This window comes from Pseudomonas sp. NFPP28 (genome assembly GCF_900115535.1).
Classification (GTDB): domain Bacteria; phylum Pseudomonadota; class Gammaproteobacteria; order Pseudomonadales; family Pseudomonadaceae; genus Aquipseudomonas; species Aquipseudomonas extremorientalis.
In genome coordinates this window covers 176,220-197,402 of the sequence record NZ_FOWT01000004.1, presented here as the reverse complement: position 1 = coordinate 197,402, position 21,183 = coordinate 176,220, and the positions used below count along the sequence as shown (strand labels likewise).

Here is a 21,183-nt window from a genome sequence, read left to right as displayed (position 1 = left end):
CCCGATGACTAGTTTGCATGCCGACGAGGCGTTCCTCGGCCATTACCAGTTAAGCCACGACCCTTTTGCTCCACGGGTGCCTGGTTTCAAATTTTTCCCGGCCCAGCGCAAACCAGTGCTCGGCCAGTTGCATCACCTCGCGCGCTACAGCCAATTGCTGCTGGTCGTGACCGGCCCTTTGGGCAGCGGCAAGACCTTGCTGCGCCAGGCCCTGGTGGCCAGCACTAACAAGCAGTCGGTGCAGAGCGTGGTGGTGTCGGCCCGTGGTGCCGGTGATGCGGCGGGCGTGTTGCGCCAGGTCGCCCAGGCGCTGGACGTGGCGACTGCCGAACCGAACGCAATCCTCAAGCAAGTGGTGCAACTGGGCCTGACCGGCCAGGAAGTCTACCTGCTGGTGGATGACGCCGAGCAGCTCGACGAATCCGCCCTCGAAGCGCTGCTGGCGTTGGCGGCCGGTACGCCGGAAGGTCGCCCCCACGTGTTCCTGTTTGGTGAGTCGTCGCTGATTGCCGAGCTGGAGCAGATCAGCGGTGATCAGGAGCTGTTCCACGTCATCGAACTGCAGCCGTACGAAGAGGAAGAAACCCGCGAATACCTGGCTCAACGCCTGGAAGGCGCGGGCGCGGGTATCGAACTTTTCTCCGCTCAACAGATCTCTGATATTCACGAAAGCTCCGACGGCTGGCCTGGCACCATCAACCAGGTTGCCCGCGATGCCATGATCGAAGCCATGATTGCCAGCCGCACAGCGGTCAAGCGTCCAAAGATGGGGTTCTCTATGCCTAAGAAACACGTATTGGCTATTTCCGCCGTTGTCGTGGTCGCTGTCGCCGCCGCCTGGTTGATTCCAGGCCGCAGCAAGGCACCGACCACGGCCGGCGCGCCAACCGAACAGGCGCAGTTGCCACTGGGCAAACCCACGCCAAACGTCGAGTTCGCCAATTCCGGGCAACCGACCAACCTGCCGATGGTTGGCCAACCTGTCATGCGCGGCCCGCTCGCCGAAGAAGCCGGTGGTATCTCCGAAGGTGATGACGGCGTGCCGGTGGAAGGTTCCAGCGCAACACCGCCGACCGTCACGACCACTGCACCCCCTGCGGGCGTGCCAGCCGGTCAGCCAGCGGCAAAACCAACGCCGGCACCGACTGTTGCAACCGCCAAGCCTGCGCCTGTGACCAAACCGGTTGCGCCTGCGCCAGCCGCCAAGCCCGCTCCGGCCCCGGCTGCCAAGCCTGCTGAAAAACCATCCGCCACCGTTGCCAAGGCCGGTGCTGCAGGTAGCGGCTGGTATGGCAGCCAGCCTTCCGGCAACTTCGTGGTGCAGATCCTCGGCACCAGCTCCGAAGCCAACGCCCAGGCGTTCGTGAAAGAGCAGGGCGGCGAGTACCGTTATTTCAAGAAAGTGCTCAACGGCAAGCCTCTCTACGTGATCACCTATGGCAGTTTCTCCAGCCGTGCAGCGGCTGATTCTGCCATCAAGGCCTTGCCAGCGAAGGTTCAGGCTGGTAAACCTTGGCCTCGCACTGTTGCCAGCGTTCAACAAGAACTCGCAACAACTCGCTGAAGATCCGGCGGCCTTACCCAGGCCGCCCTCCCGGCACCTCAAAAAAACCGCAAGTGCGTGCTGTCTCTAGAGACCGCGCGCTTTGTGGTGTCTGCGTCACAGTGGCTTTTGAGTCGTAGCGGTCAGAATTAAAAAAGTTTTGACTAGCACAGCATATCGCTTTAAACCTTTCATAAATGCGACATAGATTTGCGACATTTCGTCGCTAAATTTGTGAGCGTCTGTGTCGGTGTGTACAATGACCTCCCTTTTGCCCCCGCTAAGCCGGCGTACGTTCGGCGTGGAAGGTAACCGGTTGAATTGAAAAGAAATTTGCCTCGGAATAAGAGGCAGCCTGGTGAGAAAGTGTCTATGAAAGCAGGTCTGTACCAACCCGATGAATTCAAGGATAACTGCGGTTTCGGCCTGATAGCCCATATGCAGGGCGAGCCCAGTCATACCCTTTTGCAAACGGCCATCGAGGCCCTGACCTGCATGACCCACCGCGGTGGGATCAACGCCGACGGCAAGACCGGTGACGGCTGTGGCTTGCTGATTCAAAAGCCCGACCTGTTCCTGCGCGCTGTCGCAAAAGAGCAATTTGCGGTCGACCTGCCCAAGCAGTACGCCGTGGGCATGGTGTTTTTCAACCAGGACCCGGTCAAAGCCGAAGCCGCTCGCGAGAACATGAACCGCGAGATCCTGGCTGCCGGCCTGCAACTCGTCGGCTGGCGCAAAGTGCCGATCGACACCAGTGTGCTCGGCCGCCTGGCCCTCGAGCGCCTGCCGCAGATCGAGCAAGTGTTCATCGCCGGGGATGGCCTGAGCGACCAGGACATGGCGATCAAGCTGTTCACGTCGCGTCGCCGCTCGTCCGTGGCCAACGCCGCCGACACCGACCACTACATCTGCAGCTTTTCCCACAAGACCATCATTTATAAAGGCCTGATGATGCCGGCGGACCTCACCGCCTTCTATCCAGACCTGAGCGATGAGCGCCTGCAAACCGCAATCTGCGTGTTCCACCAGCGCTTCTCCACCAACACCCTGCCGAAATGGCCGCTGGCCCAGCCATTCCGCTTCCTCGCCCACAACGGCGAGATCAACACCATCACCGGCAACCGCAACTGGGCCGTGGCCCGTCGCACAAAGTTCGCCAACGATTTGATGGACCTGGAAGAGCTCGGCCCGCTGGTCAACCGCGTGGGTTCCGACTCCTCCAGCATGGACAACATGCTCGAACTGATGGTCACCGGCGGCATCGACCTGTTCCGTGGCGTGCGCATGATCATTCCGCCAGCGTGGCAGAACGTCGAGACCATGGACCCGGACCTGCGTGCATTCTACGAGTACAACTCGATGCACATGGAGCCGTGGGACGGCCCGGCCGGCGTGGTCATGACCGACGGTCGGTACGCGGTATGCCTGCTCGACCGTAACGGTCTGCGCCCGGCGCGTTGGGTCACCACCACCAACGGTTTCATCACCCTGGCTTCGGAAATAGGCGTGTGGGACTACAAGCCCGAAGACGTCATCGCCAAAGGCCGCGTGGGGCCGGGCCAGATCCTGGCCGTGGACACCGAAACCGGGCAGATCCTCGACACCGACGCCATCGACAACCGCTTGAAGTCCCGTCACCCGTACAAGCAATGGCTGCGCAAGAACGCCCTGCGCATCCAGGCGACCATGGAAGACAACGACCATGGTTCGGCGTTCTACGACGTGGACCAACTCAAGCAATACATGAAGATGTACCAGGTCACGTTCGAAGAGCGCGACCAGGTGCTGCGTCCGCTCGGTGAGCAAGGCTACGAGGCGGTTGGCTCCATGGGCGATGACACGCCGATGGCCGTGCTGTCCCAGCGCGTGCGTACGCCGTACGACTATTTCCGCCAGCAGTTCGCCCAGGTGACCAACCCGCCTATCGACCCGCTGCGCGAAGCTATCGTGATGTCCCTGGAGGTGTGCCTCGGTGCCGAGCGCAACATCTTCCAGGAGTCGCCTGAGCACGCCTCCCGCGTGATCCTCAGCTCGCCGGTCGTGTCTCCGGCCAAGTGGCGCTCGCTGATGACCCTGGAGCGCCCAGGCTTTGACCGCCAGATCATCGACCTGAACTACGACGAGAACCTCGGCCTTGAAGCCGCGGTGCGCAACGTCGCCGACCAGGCCGAAGAAGCCGTGCGTGCCGGTCGTACCCAGATCGTACTGACCGACCGCCACATCGCGCCGGGCAAGCTGCCGATCCACGCCTCGCTGGCGACTGGCGCGGTGCACCACCGCCTGACCGAGAAAGGCCTGCGTTGCGACTCCAACATCCTTGTCGAAACCGCCACCGCCCGCGACCCGCATCACTTTGCGGTGTTGATCGGTTTCGGCGCCTCGGCGGTGTACCCGTTCCTTGCGTACGAAGTGCTGGGTGACCTGATCCGTACCGGTGAAGTGCTGGGCGACCTCTATGAGGTGTTCAAGAACTACCGCAAGGGCATCACCAAAGGCCTGCTGAAGATCCTGTCGAAGATGGGCATCTCCACCGTTACGTCTTATCGCGGTGCGCAACTGTTCGAAGCCATTGGCCTGTCCGAAGAAGTCTGCGAGCTGAGCTTCCGGGGCGTGCCAAGTCGCATCAAGGGCGCACGTTTCGTCGATATCGAAGCTGAACAGAAAGCCCTGGCGGCCGAAGCCTGGAGTGCGCGCAAGCCGATCCAGCAAGGCGGCCTGCTCAAGTTCGTGCACGGTGGCGAATACCACGCGTACAACCCGGACGTGGTCAACACCCTGCAAGCCGCCGTGCAGCAGGGCGACTACGCCAAGTTCAAGGCATACACCTCGCTGGTGGACAACCGCCCGGTGTCGATGATCCGTGACCTGTTCAAGGTGAAGACCCTGGACACGCCGATGGACATCGCCGAAGTCGAGCCGCTGGAATCGATCCTCAAGCGCTTCGACTCCGCCGGTATCTCCCTGGGCGCGTTGTCGCCCGAGGCCCACGAAGCCCTGGCCGAAGCCATGAACCGCCTGGGCGCGCGTTCCAACTCCGGCGAAGGCGGTGAAGACCCTGCGCGCTACGGCACCATCAAGAGCTCGAAAATCAAGCAGGTCGCGACCGGCCGTTTCGGTGTAACCCCGGAATACCTGGTCAACGCCGAAGTGCTGCAGATTAAAGTTGCCCAGGGCGCCAAGCCGGGTGAGGGCGGCCAACTGCCAGGCGGCAAGGTCAACGGTCTGATCGCCAAGCTGCGTTATGCAGTGCCGGGCGTGACCCTGATCTCGCCGCCGCCGCACCACGACATCTATTCGATCGAAGACTTGTCGCAGCTGATTTTCGACTTGAAACAAGTCAACCCGCAGGCGCTGGTCTCGGTGAAGCTGGTGGCGGAAGCCGGCGTGGGCACTATCGCCGCTGGGGTGGCCAAGGCCTATGCCGACCTGATCACCATCTCTGGCTACGACGGCGGCACCGGCGCTTCGCCGCTGACTTCCATTAAGTACGCCGGCGCGCCGTGGGAACTCGGCCTGGCCGAAACCCACCAGACCCTGCGCGGCAACGACCTGCGTGGCAAGGTGCGCGTGCAGACCGACGGCGGCCTGAAAACCGGCCTCGACGTGATCAAGGCCGCGATCCTCGGTGCGGAGAGCTTTGGCTTTGGCACTGCGCCGATGATCGCCCTGGGCTGCAAGTACCTGCGCATCTGCCACCTGAACAACTGCGCCACCGGTGTCGCCACTCAGAACGAGAAGCTGCGCAAGGATCACTACATCGGCACCGTCGACATGGTGGTGAATTTCTTCACCTACGTCGCCGAAGAGACCCGTGAGTGGCTGGCCAGGCTGGGCGTGCGTTCGCTGGAAGAGCTGATCGGCCGTACCGATCTGCTGGAAGTCCTCGAAGGCCAGACCGCCAAGCAGAACCACCTGGACCTGACGCCGCTGTTGGGCAGCGATCATATCCCGGCCGACAAACCGCAGTTCTGCGGCGTGGACCGTAATCCGCCGTTCGACAAAGGCCTGTTGGCCGAGAAGATGGTCGACATGGCCGGTTCCTCGATCAACGACGCCAGCGGTGGCGAATTCGCCCTGGATATCTGCAACTGCGACCGTTCCATCGGCGCACGCATCTCCGGCGAAATCGCGCGCAAGCACGGCAACCAGGGCATGGCGAAAGCGCCGATCACCTTCCGCTTCAAGGGCACCGCGGGCCAGAGCTTCGGCGTGTGGAACGCCGGCGGCCTGCACATGTACCTGGAAGGCGACGCCAACGACTACGTGGGCAAGGGCATGACCGGCGGCAAGCTGGTGATCGTTCCGCCTAAAGGCAGCGTGTACAAGACCCAGGACAGTGCCATCATCGGCAACACCTGCTTGTACGGCGCCACCGGTGGCAAGCTGTTCGCTGCCGGTACTGCCGGTGAGCGTTTCGCCGTGCGTAACTCCGGTGCCCACACCGTGGTGGAAGGCACTGGCGATCACTGCTGCGAGTACATGACCGGGGGCTTTGTCGCGGTACTGGGCAAGACCGGTTACAACTTCGGTTCGGGCATGACCGGCGGTTTCGCCTACGTGCTCGACCAGGACAACACCTTCGTCGACAAGGTCAACCACGAGTTGGTCGAGATCCAGCGGATCAGCGGCGAAGCCATGGAGTCCTACCGGAACCACTTGCAGCACGTGCTGGACGAGTACGTCGAGGAGACCGGCAGCGAATGGGGCCGTAACCTCGCTGAAAACCTCGATGATTACCTGCGTCGTTTCTGGCTGGTCAAGCCCAAGGCTGCCAACCTGAAATCGTTGCTTTCCAGCATCCGTGCCAACCCGCAGTGATATGCGCCTGAAGAGTTTGATGAGGTTTTAACATGGCTGAACGTCTGAATAACGACTTCCAGTTCATCGATGTCGGGCGCAAAGATCCGAAGAAGAAACTGTTGCGTCAACGCAAGAAAGAGTTCGTGGAGATCTACGAACCCTTCAAACCCCAGCACTCGGCCGACCAGGCCCACCGCTGCCTGGGGTGCGGTAACCCGTATTGCGAATGGAAGTGCCCGGTGCACAACTTCATTCCGAACTGGCTGAAGCTGGTGGCCGAGGGCAATATCCTCGCTGCCGCCGAGCTGTCGCACCAGACCAACACCCTGCCGGAAGTGTGCGGCCGGGTGTGCCCGCAGGACCGTCTGTGCGAGGGTGCCTGCACCCTCAACGACGGCTTCGGCGCGGTGACCATCGGTTCGGTGGAGAAGTACATCACCGACACCGCGTTCGCCATGGGCTGGCGCCCGGATATGTCCAAGGTCAAGCCGACCGGCAAGCGCGTCGCGATCATCGGCGCGGGCCCGGCGGGCCTGGGCTGTGCCGACGTGCTGGTGCGTGGCGGCGTGACCCCGGTGGTGTTCGACAAGAACCCGGAAATCGGCGGCTTGCTGACCTTCGGCATCCCCGAGTTCAAGCTGGAAAAAACCGTCCTGAGTAACCGTCGTGAAGTGTTCACCGGCATGGGTATCGAGTTCCGCCTCAATACCGAAGTCGGCAAGGACATCACCATGGAGCAACTGCTCGAAGAATACGATGCCGTGTTCATGGGCATGGGCACCTACACCTACATGAAGGGCGGTTTTGCCGGTGAGGACCTGCCGGGCGTTTATGACGCGCTCGACTTCCTGATCGCCAACGTCAACCGCAACCTGGGCTTTGAAAAGTCGCCGGAAGACTTCGTCGACATGAAAGGCAAGAAGGTCGTGGTGCTCGGCGGTGGTGACACCGCGATGGACTGCAACCGCACCTCGATCCGCCAGGGCGCCAAGTCGGTGACTTGTGCCTATCGCCGTGACGAAGCCAACATGCCCGGCTCGCGCAAAGAGGTGAAGAACGCCAAAGAAGAAGGTGTGAAATTCCTCTACAACCGCCAGCCGATTGCAATCGTCGGTGAAGACCGCGTCGAAGGCGTGAAGGTGGTCGAGACCCGCCTCGGAGAGCCGGACGCCCGTGGCCGTCGCAGCCCCGAGCCGATCCCGGGTTCCGAAGAGATCATCCCGGCCGACGCCGTGGTCATCGCCTTCGGCTTCCGCCCAAGCCCGGCGCCGTGGTTCGAGCAATTCCAGATCCAGACCGACAGCCAGGGCCGCGTCGTAGCCCCGGAACAAGGCCAGTACAAGCACCAGACCAGCAACCCGAAGATCTTCGCCGGTGGCGACATGGTGCGCGGTTCTGACCTGGTGGTAACCGCGATCTTCGAAGGCCGCAATGCCGCCGAAGGGATCCTGGATTACCTGAACGTCTAATCTCGTTCAGGCTGAAATGCGGTCAAAAATGTGAGAGGGGGCTTGCCCCCGATAGCGGTGGTTCAGTTACAGATACTGGGACTGACACACTGCAATCGGGGGCAAGCCCCCTCCCACGTTTATTTTTGTAGCGCTTTCATGTCCGCGACAAATTGACCCGATAGACAAAAGGCACGGCTCATACCGTGCCTTTTGCGTCTGGCTCTGAGAAAATGCCCGCACTTTTTTTGCGGATGCCGACATGACTGCCCTCAAGAACGACCGTTTCCTTCGTGCCCTGCTCAAGCAACCCGTGGACGTCACCCCTGTGTGGATGATGCGCCAGGCCGGTCGCTACCTGCCGGAATACCGCGCCAGTCGTGCCAACGCCGGCGATTTCATGAGCCTGTGCATGAACCCGGAGTTCGCCTGCGAAGTCACGATGCAGCCGCTGGACCGCTATCCACAATTGGACGCGGCCATCCTTTTTTCCGACATCCTCACCATCCCTGACGCCATGGGCCAGGGCCTGTACTTCGAGACCGGCGAAGGCCCGCGTTTCAAGAAAGTCGTCAGCACCCTGGCCGATATCGAAGCCCTGCCGATTCCAGACCCCCACAAAGACCTCGGTTACGTGATGGACGCCGTCAGCACCATCCGCCGCGAGCTCAACGGCCGCGTGCCGTTGATCGGCTTCTCCGGCAGCCCCTGGACCCTGGCCACCTACATGGTCGAAGGCGGCTCGTCGAAAGACTTCCGCAAGACCAAGGCCATGCTCTACGACAACCCGCAAGCCATGCACCTGCTGCTGGATAAGCTGGCACAGTCGGTCACCTCCTACCTCAACGGCCAGATCATGGCCGGCGCCCAGGCGGTGCAGATCTTCGACACCTGGGGTGGCAACCTCTCGGCGGCGGCGTACCAGGAGTTCTCCCTGGCCTACATGCGCAAGATCGTCAGCGGCCTGATCCGCGAACACGAAGGGCGCAAGGTGCCAGTGATCCTGTTCACCAAAGGTGGCGGCCTGTGGCTGGAAAGCATTGCCGGCGCTGGTGCCGATGCATTGGGCCTGGACTGGACCTGCGACATTGGCGAGGCTCGCCGTCGCGTTGGTGGCGAGGTCGCGCTGCAAGGCAACATGGACCCGACCGTGCTGTACGCCAAGCCGGAAGCCATCCGCACCGAAGTTGGCCGCATCCTGGCCAGCTACGGCAAAGGCACCGGGCACGTGTTCAACCTCGGCCATGGCATCACCCCGGAAGTGAATCCGGAGCATGCGGGTGCGTTCCTGCGCGCGGTGCATGAGCTGTCGGCGCAGTATCACGAATAACACGCAAAACGAATGTGGGAGGGGGCTTGCCCCCGATGGCGGTGTACCAGTCAGTACAACTATGACTGATCTACCCTCATCGGGGTGTAGCCCCCTCCCACATTAAAAGCCAGAGAAACTCAGGCCTTCGCTTGCCCCAACGGCGGCAACTTTGCCAACTTCAACGCCACCAGCAACGCCCCGATCAACAGCGCCACGATAAACGCGCCGATCCCGTTCCACCCGGCGAAGTGCCAGAAGAACCCGCCTGCCGTCCCCGCAATACTCGACCCCACGTAGTAGCAGAACAGGTACAGCGACGACGCTTGCCCCTTGGCTCTCACCGCGCGGCGGCCGATCCAGCTGCTGGCCACCGAGTGGGCGCCGAAGAAGCCGAAGGTGAAGATCAGCATGCCCGGCACAACCAGCCACAGGGGGGTGAACAAGGTCAGGGCCATGCCGGCCAGCATCAGCACGATGGTGCCCCACAGCACGCGACGGCGGCCAAGGCGGTCAGCCAGGGAGCCGATTTTCGCCGAGCTGTAGATGCCCGAGAGGTACACCAGCGACAGCAGGCCGACCACGGCTTGGCTCAGGTCATAAGGATCGGCCAGCAGGCGATAGCCGATGTAGTTGAACATCGTCACGAACGCGCCCATCAACAGGAACGCTTCGAGGAACAGCCACGGCAGGCCGGCGTCCTTGAAATGCATGACAAAGCCATCCACCAGGCTGCGCGGCTTGAGACTGGTAGCGCGGAAGTTGCGTGATTCGGGGAGGATCTTCCAGAACACCGTGGCGGCGATCAGCGCCAGACCGCCAATGATCAGCATCGCGGTGTGCCAACTGACGAAGTCGATCAACACGCCGATGATCAGCCGCCCGCTCATGCCGCCAATTGCGTTACCGCCGATGTACAAGCCCATGGCCAGGCCGATGTGCTGCGGGTGGATTTCTTCGCTCAGGTAGGTCATGGCTACGGCGGCCAGGCCGCTGAGCGACAGACCCACCAGTGCACGCATCAGCAGGATGCCTTCCCAGGTCGGCATAAGGCCGCTGGCGATGGTCGCCAGCGCGGCGCAGAACAACGCGGAGACCATCACCGGCTTGCGCCCCAGGCGGTCGGAAATCGGCCCGGTGATCAACAAACCACATGCGAGCATCGCCGTGGCCACCGACAGGATCAGGCTGCTTTGTGCCGCATTGATGGAAAATTCGTGGGACAGCGCCGGCATCATCGGCTGCACGCAATACAGCAGCGCAAAAGTGGCGAAACCGCCGGAGAACAGTGCCAGCACCGTACGCATGAACATCGGCGTGCCTTTTTCGATGTACTCGTCATTGAGCTGGGCCACCACCTCATCCAGGGCAGTGGGCGGGACTTCTTGAGCGAGTGGAGCGACAGCAGCTTTCACGGGGACCTCGGGGAGGAAGAGCGTGCCAGGACCGGCAATGCAAAAAAGAATATAGCTCCCTAATGATTCTTTCCAATATATTGTTCGACCTGTTTGATAGCTTTAACGACCTAATGAGGTTTGCATGGAATTGCGTCACTTGCGGTACTTCATCGCCGTCGCCGAAGAACTGCATTTCGGCCGGGCCGCGCAGGTGTTGGGCATTTCGCAGCCGCCGTTGAGCCAGCAGATTCAGGCGCTGGAGCAAGAGGTGGGCGCACGTTTGTTTGAGCGGACCAATCGTCGGGTCGAGCTGAGCGAGGCCGGGCGGCTGTTCTTGCAAGAGGCGCGGCTGGTGCTGGCGCAGGTGGACAAGGCGGCGGATGTGGCGCGTCGGGCGCAGTTGGGCGAGCTGGGTGAATTGAAGATTGGTTTCACCTCGTCGGCACCGTTCAACTCCAGTATTCCCCAGGCAATTTTCGCGTTTCGCCAGGCATTCCCGGCGGTGCATCTGAACCTGCAGGAGATGAGCAGCACCGAAGTGGCCGAGTCGCTGGTGGATGAGTCGATCCAGGTGGGCTTGATGCGGCCACTGCCCTTGCCGGATTCCTTGAGCGTGGTCGAGTTGATGCGCGAACCCTTGGTGGCGGTGCTGAATGCTGGTCACCCGTTGGTGGCGGGCAGCGAGCGTGGTTTGCACCTGGCGCAATTGGCACAGGAGCCGTTTGTGTTTTTCCCGCGCACTTACGGCAGCGGCCTCTATGCCCAGTTGCTCAACCTGGCGCGTGATGCTGGCTTCAGCCCGCACTTTGCCCAGGAGGCCGGGGAGGCGATGACCATCATCGGCCTAGTGGCGGCGGGCTTGGGCGTGTCGGTACTGCCAGCGTCCTACCAGCGCATTCGGATCGATGGTGTGGTGTATCGCACGCTGCTGGATCAGGAGGCGATGACGGCGGTGTGGCTGGTGCAACGCAAGGGCGCGCAGACGCCCATGGCAGAGGCGTTTGTGGAGTTGTTGACGCGCAAGGCTGCCCAATAACGCTTTGTGGTGAGCGCGCTTGTTGTGGTGAGCGGGCTTGCCCCGCGCTGGAGTGCGAAGCGCTCCCAAGATCTTTGGGGTCGCTACGCAGCCCAGCGCGAGCAAGCTCGCTCACCACAATAGCCCGCTCACCACGGAGGGGGTGTGCCTGACGCTGGTCTTACTTCGACGTCCCCGTCTGCTCAAACAACTGCGCCGCCGTCCCCGCCTCATTCACGCCATTGCTGCGCAAGCCCGCCATGATGTCGCTATCCAGATTGTTCACCCAACGGTTGTAGTTGCGATGGATCTTGCCATCCTTGTAGCCCAGTTCGCGGCTGTCGCGGTAGGTGATGGCGTAGCTGTTGCGGGTGTAGCGGATGTCGATGGCGGCGTAGTACTGGTTACGCACAGTGATTTCGGCCTGCACCAGTTGCGGGCTGAGGCGTTGTACCGTCCATTCGCGCTTTTGCAGGGCGTTGACGATCACCGTTTTCATTTTTTCTTCGCTGACCTGGGCGTCGGCCGGCAGGTCGTGCTGGGTATTGAGGATCGGTTTGCTGGTGCAGCCGGCGCTGACCAGCAGGGCCAGGGTGATCAAGGTAACGCGTAGCAAGGAAGACATTCCGTTTTCTCCAATCGATTAAAGAGTCAGGCCCAGCGGCGGAAAATCAGCGAGGTGTTGACGCCGCCAAAGGCAAAGTTGTTGTTCATCACGTAGTCGTGGTGCATCTCGCGGAAGTCACCCTGCAGGTAATCCAGCTCGCCGCATTGCGGGTCGACGGTGTCCAGGTTGAAGGTGTGCACGTACTGGTCGCGGTTCATCATCTCGATGCTGAACCACGACTCCAGCGCGCCGCACGCGCCGAGGGTGTGGCCGAGGAAACTCTTCTGCGAACTGATGGGCATGCGGGTGCCGAACAGGCTGCTGGTGGCCAGGGTTTCGGCGATGTCGCCTTGGTCGGTGGCCGTGCCATGCCCGTTCACGTAGCCGATCGCGGACGGCTCAAGCCCGGCATCTTCCAGGGCCAGCTCCATGGCGCGGCGCATGGTTTTCTGCTCCGGGCGGGTGGTGTGCTGACCGTCGGCATTGCTGCCGAAGCCGACAATCTCGGCATGGATATGCGCACCGCGCGCCAGCGCATGTTCCAGTTCTTCGAGCACCAGCATGCCGCCGCCTTCACCGATCACCAGGCCATCGCGGCCACTGTCATAGGGGCGTGGGCTGGTTTGCGGGGCGTCGTTTTTCAGGCTGGTGGCGTAAAGCGCGTCGAACACCATGGCTTCGGTGGGGCACAGCTCTTCGGCGCCGCCGGCGAGCATCAGGGGCAGGCGGCCGAACTTGATCGCCTCATAGGCATAGCCGATGCCCTGGCTGCCGCTGGTGCATGCGCTGGACGTGGGGATCAGCCGTCCGGTCAGGCCAAAGAAGATGCTGATATTCGCCGCCGTGGTGTGCGGCATCATGCGCACGTAGGAGTTGGCATTCAGCCCCTCGGCCACCGAGTTCAGCAGCATATTGCCGAACGCCTTGATCTCGTCCGTGCTGCCGGTGGACGAGCCGCAAGCCACGCCCATGCGTCCGTCCTTGATCGACTCGTCACCAAGCAAGCCGGCGTCCTGCAACGCCTGCTCCGCCGCCCACACCGCCAGACGCGAGACGCGGCCCATGCTGCGCAGTTGCTTGCGCGTCCAATGGGCGGGCACGACGAAGTCGTCGATCGGCCCGGCCAGGCGCGTGTTCAATTCAGTGAAGCGGTCCCACTCGTCCATGCGCCGGATGCCACTGCGGTTGGCGCGGAAGTTGGCCGAAATGCTCGCCCAATCGCTGCCCAGGGAGGTCATGCCGGCCATGCCGGTGACGACGACGCGCTTCATCAGCACAAGCCTCCATTCACGGCCAGGACCTGGCGCGTGATATAGCCGGCTTCGGCCGACATCAGGAAGTTCACCGCACCGGCGACTTCTTCCGGCGTGCCCATGCGCTGCGCCGGGATCATTTTCATCAGCTCTTGCACCGGTACGTTTTCATCCAGCATCGCCGTGTCGATCAAGCCGGGGGCGACGCAGTTGACGGTGATCTTGCGCTTGCCCAGCTCGATGGCCAGGGCCTTGGCCGCGCCGATCAGGCCGGCTTTGGACGCGCTGTAGTTGACCTGGCCACGGTTGCCGATCAAACCGGAAACCGACGTGATGCACACGATACGCCCGGCTGCGCGACGACGAATCATCGGCATCATCACCGGGTGCAGCACGTTGTAGAAACCGTCCAGGTTAGTGCGCATCACCACGTCCCAGTCCTCCTCCGACAGGGCCGGGAATGCGCCGTCACGGGTCAGGCCGGCATTGAGCACCACGCCGTAGTAGGCGCCATGTTGCTCCACATCGGCCTCGAGAATTTCCTTGCACAGCGCACGATCCGCCACATCGAACTGCAACACCCGCGCCTTGCGGCCCAGGGCTTCAACCTCGGCCTGCACCGCATCGGCGTCACTACGCCCGCTGCGGCAGTGCAGCACGAGGTCATGCCCGGCCTGGGCCAGGCGCAGTGCAATAGCGCGACCGATGCCACGGCTGGAGCCGGTGACCAGTACGGATTCAGTCATGGCGTTACGTCCTTCGATTCATCTAAATAATTGGCCGCCTGGGGCGGTCGAAATACATTCAAGCGGGCGCTCGCCTGGATACCGTCACCGGTCAGGTGGCATTCGAACACACCCATGCCATTGTCGTCTTCCAGGGAACGCAGGCCGTGGATGCTCAGCTCGGCGCCTGCCGGAAAGTGTTCCACGTTGCATTCGAACTTGCGCGTGCCGAGCAGGAAACCCAGTTCCACCGCTTCACCTTTCTGGCGCGCGTGGCAACCGGCGTAGGCGGCGACGCTTTGCGCCATCAACTCGATGCCGACCCAGGCCGGCAGGCTGCCGTCAGCGCGGTTGAACAGGCCGCCTGGCTTGATTGTGGTGCGGGTGTGGACCTGCTCTTCATCGAACGACAGCACCTGGTCGATCAGGATCATGTCGCCCGCATGGGGCAGCAGTTCGGCGAGTGGCCAATCGATCATGGGGCCTCTCCAATAATCAGGCTGACATTGTTACCGCCGAAGGCAAACGAGTTGCTCATCAGGCAGCGTTTTTCCAGGGGCTCTGCGGCTTGCGCCCAGTGCAAGGCGGGCAGTGCCGGGTCGGCCTGGCCATCCCAGACATGCGGCGGCACCCGGTGGTGGACCAGGCTCAACCAGCAGAACGCCGCTTCCAGCGCACCGGCAGCGCCCAGGGTATGCCCGCTCAGGGGTTTGGTCGACGAGCAGGCCACGCCGTGGGGGAACAGGCTGGCGACCGCCAGGCTTTCCATCGCATCGTTATGCTGGGTGGCGGTGCCGTGCAGGTTCAGATAGCCGATCTGCCCGGGCTGCAATTTCGCGCTGGCCAGGGCCTTGCGCATCGCCTGCAATGCACCTTTGCCGGTGGGTTCCGGCGCGGAAATATGGTGCGCATCGCAACTGGCGCCGCTGCCCAGCAGGGCGATGGGGGCAGGCACCTTGCTCATCAGGAACAGCACGGCCGCTTCGCCGATGTTGATGCCGTTACGGTTCACCGAAAACGGGTTGCAGCGTTCGTTCGACACCGCTTCCAAAGCACTGAACCCGTTGAGCGTGAGCTTGCACAGGCTGTCGACGCCGCCGCAGATCACTGCATCGCACACGCCCAGGTCCAGCAGGCGCTGGGCGCTCATCAATGCGCGCGCGCTGGAGGTGCAGGCGGTGGAGATCACATAGGCCGGGCCGCTCAGTTGCAGCCAGTCGGCGAGGAAGTTCGCCGGGGCGCTGAGTTCCTGCTGCCGGTAATCGTAATCGCCGGGGAACTGGTGTTCGCGCAGGTAAAGGGCAATACCGCGACTGGCTTCATCGATACCCGAGGTGCTGGTGCCGAGCACGATGCCGACCCGTGAGGCGCCGTAGGTGTGGATCGCCTGGCGGATCTCGCCCTCGATCTGCAACGCCGCTTCCAGCAGCAACTGGTTATTACGGCTGCTTTGCTGGCCCAGCTCAGCGGGGATGGTTGCCAGCTCGCCGTGCACACCGGCCACCGGCAGCACACGGTCTGGGACCCAGCCGCTTTCGGCGCGCATGCCGGAGCAGTCACCGGCAAACAGGCTGCGGCTGACCTCCGCCTGGCCACGGCCAAGGGCGCAAATCACGCCCAGGGCGTTCAGGTAGGCGGTCATCGTGCCGCTCCTAGCGGTGTGATGCGGTAGCTCAAGGGTTGGCCAGTCATGTTTACGCTGAACACCTCGGACGACTGGTACACGATCTGCCAATGGCCCGGCAGGGTGCGCGTCAAATCCATCGCCTGCGCGCTGGGGTACAGCGTACGCACGTCATCCGCCGAGGTCAGCGCAAACAGCAGCGCGGCAAACAGCTCGCGTGCCTGGGGGTTGGGCGGCAGCAAGCCATCGGCTTGCCACTCGCCATCGATCAGCTTTTGCCGGGCCTGGGGAATGCCCAGGGGGTCCATCATCGACCAACGAATGCCATTGGCTTCGCGCTGGATCACCAACAGCCAGTCCTGGCTCTGGCCGTCAGCCAGGCGTTGCACATGCAGTTGCAGCGGCAAGGCCAGGGCCGGGATTTTCTCGGGCAACGGCGCCTGGCTGGCGCAGGCGCCCAGCAGCATCAGGCAACCGATCAACAGCCAGCGCATCATGGGTTGGCACTCGCCAGTGGTTTGCGTGCCACGCAGTTGACCAGGGTTTCTTCGCGTTGGCCCACCGGCGGTGCCTTGCGCAGGCCCCAGCGTTCCAGCAGGCCGAAGTCGCTGGAGCGGCTCCACCACAAGTACGGGTACGAGACGTTTTGCGGGCCGAACTCAAAGCCCTGTTCGCGGAGCATCTCCAGGTATTCTTCGGCGCTTTTCTGCACATGCATCGGGTGGCGGAACAGCCAGCGGATCACCCAGGTGTCGATATAGGCTTCGGTGGACTCGGCAAACAGCAAGTAACCGCCTGGCTTGAGCACGCGGTAGAACTCCTTGAGTGCGCGATGCTGCTCTACCAAGTGGTGGAAGGTCTGGTGGCAGAACAGGATGTCCACGCTGTCGTCCGACACCTGCAGGGTGGCGCAGTCACTGCCGATCAGCTCGATGGCCAGGCCCTGGCGCGCCGCTTCTTCACGGCTCAGTTCCAGGCTGTGCAGGTCCGCGTCAAGACCGATCAGGCGCTTCGGGGCGAACACCTGCTGCAACAGCTTGAAGGATTTGCCCTGGCCGCAACCGGCGTCCAGCAGCACCGGCGCTTGTGGCAGTGGTTCGGTGAACAGGCTGCGCAGGTCGTTGATCGCCACGCGCAACACATGGTGCTGCCAGGTGTGGCTGCGCAGGAACCAGAAGCCGAACCTGGTTTCTTCGACGTAGTTCTTACTCAAATACTGACTGCTCACGCGGCGTCCCCTGCGCAAATTTCCGACAACATCCGCAAGCGTCGCTTGGGTTCACTCACAAACGGGTTGCGCTCATCCCACGCATAACCGGCGAGGATCGACGCGATCATCCGGCGAATCTCCGGCGAACTGCCCGGATGGAAGATCACATCCTGGAACGTCCCGGCGTACCAGCCTTCGACGTAGCAGCGGAACGTATCGACACCGCGCTTCAACGGTTCGGCAAACTCTGTCTGCCAGTCTACGGTTTCGCCGTTGAGCTGACGATGCAGCACGCCGGCCGCCATGCTCGCCGAACGCATGGCGATGGTCACGCCCGAAGAAAACACTGGGTCGAGAAATTCCGCCGCGTTGCCCAGCAGCGCAAAGCCAGGCCCGTGCAGGGTTTTGACGTTGGCCGCGTAGCCGCCGATGGTCCGCGCCGGCGTATCCCATACGGCGTTTTGCAGCACACCGGCCAGGCTCGGGGTTTCATCGATGAAGCCGCGCAGGCAGGCGTCGAGGTCACTGTCACGACCGTCGAAATGCTGCCTGGCAGCGACCACGCCCACCGAGCAGCGGCCGTTGCTGAACGGAATGGTCCAGAACCAGATATCACGCTGGGTCGGGTGTGTGGTCACCAGGATCTTGCTGCGCTCGAAACCTGGGTGTTCGATGCGATCTTCGATGTGGGTGAACACCGCCTGGCGCACCGGAAAGTCCGACGGCAGATCCAGCTCCAGCAGGCGCGGCAACACCCGGCCGTAGCCGCTGGCATCGAGTACGAACTTGGCCTTGAGGTGGTACTCGCTGCCGTTCTCCCTGCGTACATGCAGGTAGCGCGACTCGCCCTTGAAGTCCACGCCGACAATGGTTTCGCCGTAGCGGATATCCACACCTTGCTTGGCTGCCTGATCGGCCAGCAGCTTGTCGAACTCGCCGCGCTGCACCTGGAAGGTAGTGGGTTTGCCGTTGCTGAAGGTGTCGCCGAAATCAAACGCGCTGTAGCGCTCGCCCCAGGCAAACGCAGCGCCGGTTTTCACCTGGAAACCTGCCGCCTGCACGGCGTCGAGCATGCCGGCTTCTTCGATAAAGTCGATGCAGTGCGACAGCAGGCTTTCGCCAATCGAAAACCGTGGGAAATGCTGGCGCTCGATGATCAATACATCATGCCCTTTGCGCTTTAACAGCGCGGCGGCGATAGCCCCGGATGGACCGGCACCGATCACCACCACCTGGCGACGTTCCATTTCAACTGTGGGCACGAGGGCTCCTTGCCACATTGGCGATAATTACATTCATAAGGCGTGCTTCTGCCGCCCGGCCCAGGGTGCCAGCATCAAGCTGAATGCCAGGCCCAGGCTGACCGATAAGCCGAAATTGCTCACCGCTGGCGTACTTGATACGGCCAGCAGGCCAAACGACAACCAGGTCGTCAGCGCCGCCAGCAATGTGCCGAGAAGACTGACCGCAGGACCACCTATCTGTTCGCGCATCAGGATTGCGTAGTCCACGCTGATGGCCGTGACCAGCAGCAGGCCGAACAGGCTGAACAGCGTCAGCGGCTGGCCCAGCCAACCGAGGCTGGCCAGGCTGCACAGCGCCGCCAGCAATGGCAGGGCGACGATGCGCAAGGCCCCGCCGAGACCGAACGGCAGGATCAGCAGCAGGACGATCAAGACGCAGGAGATCAACTTCAATTCAGCGGCGCTGATCTGGGTGTCGGCAAACACCCGGTTCAAGTCGCCCAGGCGGTCGACCAACTGCACGCCGGGCAGATCCAGCGCTTGCACGCGCAGCAGCGCGGGGTTGTTCAAGCCTTGCAGGCTGACCATCGCCGCCACGCCGCCGTCCACCGGCCCGAGCCACAGCGTGCGCCAAGGCTCGGCCAGCGGGCCTTTCAGCGCGGCGTCGATGTCTTGGGTGGGCAGTGCTTGCAACTGTGCGACTTCGGCTTGCAGGGCACTGGCGGGCACGCCGAGGTCCAGCAGCGGCTGCCAGTGTTGCGGCAGTGCGTTCAGTGCGTCGCGCAGTTGTTGCTGTTCGGCGGGCAGGCTGACCAGTTGATCGAGCGCCAGGTAGCCCTGGAGCTTGTCCATGTTCACCAACTGATCTAGGCGTTGGCCCAACGCGTGTTGACGCTCCAACAGCTGTTGCTGGTTGTCTGCACGCACCAGGAAAAACTGGCTGGTGGGTTGGAACCCGGTGATCCGCGCCACGGCCTGGGCTTCTTGCAGCAGCTGCGGCGGCGCGCCGATCCACTGGCGGATATCGTTCTTGCTGTTCAAGTGCCACAGGCCACCGGCGCAAAACAGCAGCACCAGCGCCAGCAATGCCGGGCTCGGCACGCGCTTGAGCAGCGACTCGCGCGCTAGCCACAGGCATTGCGCGACGCGCAGCGGCCATTGCGCCGGGCGCAGTTCGACGCCCTTGAGCAGCGCCGGCAGCAGGCACACGGCGGACAGGTACGCACCGACCAGTCCCGCCGCGGAGAACACCGCAATCTGGGTCAGCGCCGGGAACGGCGTCCAGGCCAGCGCCAGGTAGCCGATGCAACTGGTGGCCAGGCTCAGGCTCAAACCGGGCAAGGTGATGCGCAACGCCGGCCAACTGCGCCACGGCTGCAGGCTCCAGCTCTTCGACAGGTAGTGCAGCGGGTAATCCACCGCCACGCCGATCAGGCTGGAACCGAGTACCAAGGTCATCACATGCATATGGCCGAACAGCGCCACACACGCCACCGCGCCAAACAGCATGCCCACCAGCACCGGCACAAAGGCCAGCAGCACGCGCCAGCGGCGGAAGGCGAGCAACAGCAACAACAGGATGCCAACGGTAGCGCCGCCGCCGACCCAGGTAATCTCCCGCGTGGCCTGCTGTTGACCATTGGCGGCGTACAACAAACCGCTGGCGGCGAGCAACTGCGCGCCTTGCCGACCGGCTTGCTCGCGGCTCGCCTGGAGCAGATCCGCCACCTGCAACGGCAGTTTCATGTCGAAGGCATTGCCGGTGGTGCGTGCCCGCAGCAGCACCCAGCTTTTGCCGTCGGCATCGGCGATCAATGCGCCGCTGCCGATATCCAGTTGCACCGAGCCGTGTTGCGGTTGGCTGTTCTGGATACGCCCGGTCAGGCCCAGCCAGTCATCCTGGCTCGGCACCAGGCTGAATCCGGTGAAGGGGTCGAACAGCGCCTGTACGCGTTGCTGGATAAACGCATCGGGATGCTCGATCAGTTGCTCGCGGTCCTTGGCTGACAGCATCGCCAGGCGGCCACGCAGCAATTGCTCGCGCAGCGCCGGCAAGTCGGCTTGCAGGTTCCACTGCACTTTTTCGAATAGCCCGCTGGCCTGCCAGCGCTCGCCCAACTGTTGCGCCACGGCCACGGCTTGCTGGCGGTCGGCATGCCCCACCAGCACCAGCATTTCGCGGTTCAGCGGCTCCTGCATGCGTTGTTCGGCTTGCTGTTCCAGCGCATCCGGGGTGTTGCCCGGCACCAGTTCCATCAGGTTGGCCGACAGCGGCGCACCGTGGCGCCACTGCCAGCCGGCCAGGGCCAGCACGGCCACCAGCAGGATCAGGAACAGGCGCGGCAGCAGGCGCTCACTGGGCAAAGTCGTGTTGCTCCGCTTCACTCAGGGGCAGGTCGGCATGGCTGTCCTGCATGCGCAGCACGGTGCTGTCGCCCTGGGTTTCCAGCAGTTCGATGGTTTGCACCAGGTCGCCGCCGTCGATGTTGATCTGGGTGAAGACTTGCTTGAGCAACAGCGAGCGCGGGATCAGGGTCAACTTCCACTGCTTGGCCTCGCCTTGCAGCTTCAATTCGAAGTCACGTTGCAGGCCGCTGCTGTCGCCCTGCAGTACGGCGAGGAACAGCCGATTTTGTTCGGCACCGGCGCTCTTGTTCGGCAGCAGTTGCCAACCATTGGCGTCGCGACGGGCAATGCCCTGGGCGCTGATGCGGTAGTCCTGTTGCAGTGGCGTTTTCAGCAGCCACAGCAGGCCATGGTCCTTGGCGAGCACGAAGGTGCCTTTGCTGACCAAGGGCTGGGGCAGGGCACGCAGGTGTTTTTCCTGGGTGAAGTTGCCGTGGATCACCGAGGGTTTGGCCAGTTGGTCGCTGAGTTGTTGCAAGTCAAAAGCATGTGCACTAAAGCTCAGGAACAACCCGATCAAAAATGTGGCAGCGGGCTTGCCCGCGATGAGCCTGAGGGCGCTGCGTAGTGTCCGGCGGATCGCGTTATCGTTGAAGTCCATC

Annotated in this window: 16 protein-coding genes; 5 read left to right on the top strand and 11 right to left on the bottom strand. The window is 62.6% G+C overall.

Going from position 1 to position 21,183, the window contains the following annotated elements; all coding sequences use genetic code 11:
- The first annotated feature begins 4 nt into the window (after positions 1–4).
- The 4 genes from BM110_RS12305 to hemE all read left to right on the top strand — a co-directional run bounded on the left by BM110_RS12305 (position 5) and on the right by hemE (position 9,121).
- Positions 5–1,564: an SPOR domain-containing protein gene (locus BM110_RS12305; RefSeq protein ID WP_093513476.1), complete on the top strand. Its 1,560-nt coding sequence runs from the start codon at positions 5–7 to the stop codon at positions 1,562–1,564.
- A 351-nt stretch (positions 1,565–1,915) separates the two neighbouring features.
- Positions 1,916–6,361, top strand: a complete 4,446-nt coding sequence (gltB, locus tag BM110_RS12295; protein WP_093513475.1) for a glutamate synthase large subunit — start codon at positions 1,916–1,918, stop codon at positions 6,359–6,361.
- Positions 6,362–6,393: 32 nt separating this feature from the next.
- Entirely contained in the window at positions 6,394–7,812 is a 1,419-nt protein-coding gene (locus BM110_RS12290; RefSeq protein ID WP_092246428.1) for an FAD-dependent oxidoreductase, read from the top strand.
- 241 nt (positions 7,813–8,053) lie between these two features.
- Entirely contained in the window at positions 8,054–9,121 is a 1,068-nt protein-coding gene (hemE, locus tag BM110_RS12285) for a uroporphyrinogen decarboxylase (protein WP_092246431.1), read from the top strand.
- A 119-nt stretch (positions 9,122–9,240) separates the two neighbouring features.
- On the opposite strand, the gene BM110_RS12280 is transcribed toward hemE, so the two are convergent.
- A complete protein-coding gene (locus BM110_RS12280; RefSeq protein WP_092246434.1) occupies positions 9,241–10,515 on the bottom strand; it encodes an MFS transporter in 1,275 nt (424 codons plus the stop codon).
- 124 nt (positions 10,516–10,639) lie between these two features.
- Between BM110_RS12280 and BM110_RS12275 the strand changes: the two genes are divergently transcribed.
- Positions 10,640–11,533: a LysR family transcriptional regulator gene (locus BM110_RS12275; protein ID WP_092246437.1), complete on the top strand. Its 894-nt coding sequence runs from the start codon at positions 10,640–10,642 to the stop codon at positions 11,531–11,533.
- 160 nt (positions 11,534–11,693) lie between these two features.
- Here the strand turns inward: BM110_RS12275 and BM110_RS12270 are convergent, their stop codons facing one another.
- The 10 genes from BM110_RS12270 to BM110_RS12225 are packed head-to-tail and all read right to left on the bottom strand — an operon-like array spanning position 11,694 to position 21,182.
- Entirely contained in the window at positions 11,694–12,137 is a 444-nt protein-coding gene (locus BM110_RS12270) for a hypothetical protein (protein ID WP_093513474.1), read from the bottom strand.
- 26 nt (positions 12,138–12,163) lie between these two features.
- Positions 12,164–13,390, bottom strand: coding sequence for a beta-ketoacyl-ACP synthase (locus tag BM110_RS12265; protein WP_071492357.1), 1,227 nt, complete (start codon positions 13,388–13,390; stop codon positions 12,164–12,166).
- Complete coding sequence (locus tag BM110_RS12260; RefSeq protein WP_092246444.1) at positions 13,390–14,118, bottom strand: 3-ketoacyl-ACP reductase FabG2; 729 nt, start codon at positions 14,116–14,118, stop codon at positions 13,390–13,392. The genes BM110_RS12265 and BM110_RS12260 overlap by 1 nt, the downstream gene beginning before the upstream one ends.
- A complete protein-coding gene (locus BM110_RS12255; protein WP_092246447.1) occupies positions 14,115–14,576 on the bottom strand; it encodes a hotdog family protein in 462 nt (153 codons plus the stop codon). The genes BM110_RS12260 and BM110_RS12255 overlap by 4 nt, the downstream gene beginning before the upstream one ends.
- Positions 14,573–15,739, bottom strand: a complete 1,167-nt coding sequence (locus BM110_RS12250; RefSeq protein ID WP_093513473.1) for a beta-ketoacyl-[acyl-carrier-protein] synthase family protein — start codon at positions 15,737–15,739, stop codon at positions 14,573–14,575. Before BM110_RS12250 ends, BM110_RS12255 begins: the two co-directional genes overlap by 4 nt.
- On the bottom strand, positions 15,736–16,218 hold the full coding sequence (locus BM110_RS12245) for a hypothetical protein (RefSeq protein ID WP_093513472.1): 483 nt from the start codon (positions 16,216–16,218) through the stop codon (positions 15,736–15,738). Before BM110_RS12245 ends, BM110_RS12250 begins: the two co-directional genes overlap by 4 nt.
- Positions 16,215–16,949, bottom strand: a complete 735-nt coding sequence (locus BM110_RS12240) for a class I SAM-dependent methyltransferase (RefSeq protein WP_092246456.1) — start codon at positions 16,947–16,949, stop codon at positions 16,215–16,217. The genes BM110_RS12245 and BM110_RS12240 overlap by 4 nt, the downstream gene beginning before the upstream one ends.
- The gene (locus tag BM110_RS12235) at positions 16,946–18,193 is read right to left on the bottom strand and encodes an NAD(P)/FAD-dependent oxidoreductase (RefSeq protein WP_092246459.1); all 1,248 of its coding nucleotides are present in this window, start codon (positions 18,191–18,193) and stop codon (positions 16,946–16,948) included. The genes BM110_RS12240 and BM110_RS12235 overlap by 4 nt, the downstream gene beginning before the upstream one ends.
- Before the next feature lie 33 nt (positions 18,194–18,226).
- Complete coding sequence (locus BM110_RS12230; protein WP_093121331.1) at positions 18,227–20,539, bottom strand: MMPL family transporter; 2,313 nt, start codon at positions 20,537–20,539, stop codon at positions 18,227–18,229.
- Positions 20,529–21,182, bottom strand: coding sequence for an outer membrane lipoprotein carrier protein LolA (locus tag BM110_RS12225; RefSeq protein WP_093513471.1), 654 nt, complete (start codon positions 21,180–21,182; stop codon positions 20,529–20,531). Before BM110_RS12225 ends, BM110_RS12230 begins: the two co-directional genes overlap by 11 nt.
- Position 21,183: the final 1 nt, after the last annotated feature.